General features: G+C 37.0%; 2 protein-coding genes. One reads left to right on the top strand and one right to left on the bottom strand.

The genetic code is table 11. The features are described 5' to 3' along the window. Positions 1-33: 33 nt before the first annotated feature. The gene (locus Q0296_RS02560; RefSeq protein WP_298036165.1) at positions 34-564 is read left to right on the top strand and encodes an adenylosuccinate lyase; all 531 of its coding nucleotides are present in this window, start codon (positions 34-36) and stop codon (positions 562-564) included. 179 nt (positions 565-743) lie between these two features. Here Q0296_RS02560 and Q0296_RS02555 read toward each other — a convergent pair whose 3' ends face one another. Continuing rightward, positions 744-1,781, bottom strand: a complete 1,038-nt coding sequence (locus Q0296_RS02555) for an isoaspartyl peptidase/L-asparaginase family protein (RefSeq protein WP_298036162.1) — start codon at positions 1,779-1,781, stop codon at positions 744-746. Positions 1,782-2,299 lie beyond the last annotated feature (518 nt).

Genomic DNA, 2,299 nt, shown 5'->3' with positions numbered 1-2,299 from the left:
GTCGGCAGCGTCAGATGTGTATAAGAGACAGATATTGACTTTTTATATGGCGAGATGATCTTTACGCTAAACAACACTCCAAGAGCTTTTGCTAGTTATATATTGCAAAATTTTAAAAGTAATGAGTCTAAATTTGATGAGAAAAATCATACATTTAGCCTAAAGATAAAAAAAGATAGCGATTTTGACTTGATAGAAGAGATCATTTCAAGACGCGAACATCTAAAATTTATAGTAAATTTTAACTACAACGAGAGCAAATTTAAAGAGTTCAAGAGAAACTACAAGATCCAAAACTCAGCCAAATTTAAAAGTCGCTTCAGCGCTTTAGCAAATTTACTAGAAGAAAATTTTGAAATTTTAGGCTGTTCGGGTAAAGATAGCTTCGAAACCGTAAGAGATAGCTACCTAGCCCTTGCTAAAATTTACCACCCAGACAGGCACTCAAACAAGAGCGAAAGCATCAAAAACGAGTACAACGCTAAATTTAAAAAGATCCAAGCAGCTTATGAGGGGCTAAAACCGTTTTTTAAAAATCAAGAGAATTTTATAAAGGTAGGCTAAAAACCAGTCAAAATTTAAATATCAGCGAAGGTATCAAATCCTGCGTATATAATGAATATGGTGTTTTAATCGGCGGTTTTTGCCTAAGAGCATTTATTGTTCTTGGAGCAATTTATATATTTTAATAAACTTTCTCCCTTTAAAAACTAGGCCAGATAGTATCTGGCCTAGCCATCTAATCATTTCTCGCCAAGTGGCCAGTAAATGACTGGTTTAGCTCCAAGTCTAGCCTCACCATGATACATACCAAGCTTATCTTTAGTCCAAGCAAAGCCAGTTTTACCAGATTTATCGATAGAGATGATACCACCGCTACCACCTAGGGCTTTTACCTGAGCTACGGCATCTTCAGCTGCTTTTTGCACATCTTGGGTTTTGTATTTATAAAGAGCTGAGACCTCGTGAGCTGCATTTACACGCATATAGATATCGCCTGTGCCTGTGCAAGAAACAGCCACTGAGTCGTTATCTGCATATGTTCCAGAGCCAATTATAGGACTATCGCCTATACGGCCAGTCATTTTATTTGTCATGCCACCAGTGCTGGTTGCTGCGGCTAGGTTGCCATTTTTATCAAGTGCTATCGCTCCAACAGTACCAAGATATGGACGCTCATATAAATTTAGAGAAGTTTTCTTTGTTTTTTCACTATCAAGCATGAGCTTTTGTTTCTCTTTAGCTCTTTGGAGTGCGTCATATCTAAACTGCGTGAAAAAGTACTTTTGATCAACCATCTCTAGGCCGTTTTCTTTAGCTAGCTTGTCAGCTCCCTCACCAGCAACAAGAGTGTGCCAAGTCTTGTCCATGACGACTCTTGCACCAAGGATTGGGTTTTTGATATGCCTTGCCATTGCGACTGCGCCTGCTTTTTTAGTAGAGCCGTCCATAATAGAAGCGTCTAGCTCATTAAAGCCATCTGCTGTAAATACTGCGCCCTTGCCAGCGTTAAAATTTGGATCGTCTTCTAACACCATAATGGCTGCTGTTACCGCATCCATGGCACTACCGCCCTTTTCAAGCACTGCTTGGCCAGCTAAAAGCGCCTTTTTCATAGGCTCTTCGCGCACTTTAAACTCATCTTTAGTAAGCTCAAGTCCACTAGTGCCACCATGTATGACAATAACAGGGCTAAATTTATCCTCTGCATTTAAGAGTGAGCCTGCAAATAATGCAACACCAGCTGCCACCAAGACAGCTTTTGAAAATGCTAGTTTCATACGCTCTCCTTTAAAGAAATTTGATAAATCTTAAGAAAATAATATAACTTAATACTTCTCTTTTAGCTTAATATATGTGTGAACTTTTTGTCTAAAATGATGTTAAATTTAATAAAGTTAGTATTACACTCTTTATAACACAATATATTGCTTCTAAATTTTAAAATAAGTAAAATAAATATAAGTCTTCTCTCTAGATTTTTTAAAACTTATATATTCCAAAAAACCAAATTTTGGGCGTAAGAATACGGCGCGGCCAAACAGGCTACTGATATCAAAAGGCTAAAAGTGGTCAATTTATAAAAAGCCACGACATAAATATCGCGTACTGAGAAGCCGGTAATAATGGCAATCCAGCTAGCATGCTTAAAATGAGTGTCAAAAATGTATGTTTAAACAATCAACAAACCTATACAAATCATCGTGCTTACATGCCAAAAATCTGCAAATTACGTCATAAAAAAAGTAAAATAGGGCAACAGCTTAATTATAAACTATAACAAGCATATAAATTGTAT

Source organism: uncultured Campylobacter sp. (assembly GCF_937890585.1).
Taxonomy (GTDB): Bacteria; Campylobacterota; Campylobacteria; order Campylobacterales; family Campylobacteraceae; genus Campylobacter_A.
This window is presented reverse-complemented; position numbering and strand designations above follow the sequence as displayed.

Excerpts from the sequence above, each read along its gene's own strand:
- Q0296_RS02555 (WP_298036162.1), bottom strand. The coding sequence starts at position 1,781 with ATGAAACTAGCATTTTCAAAAGCTGTCTTGGTGGCAGCTGGTGTTGCA.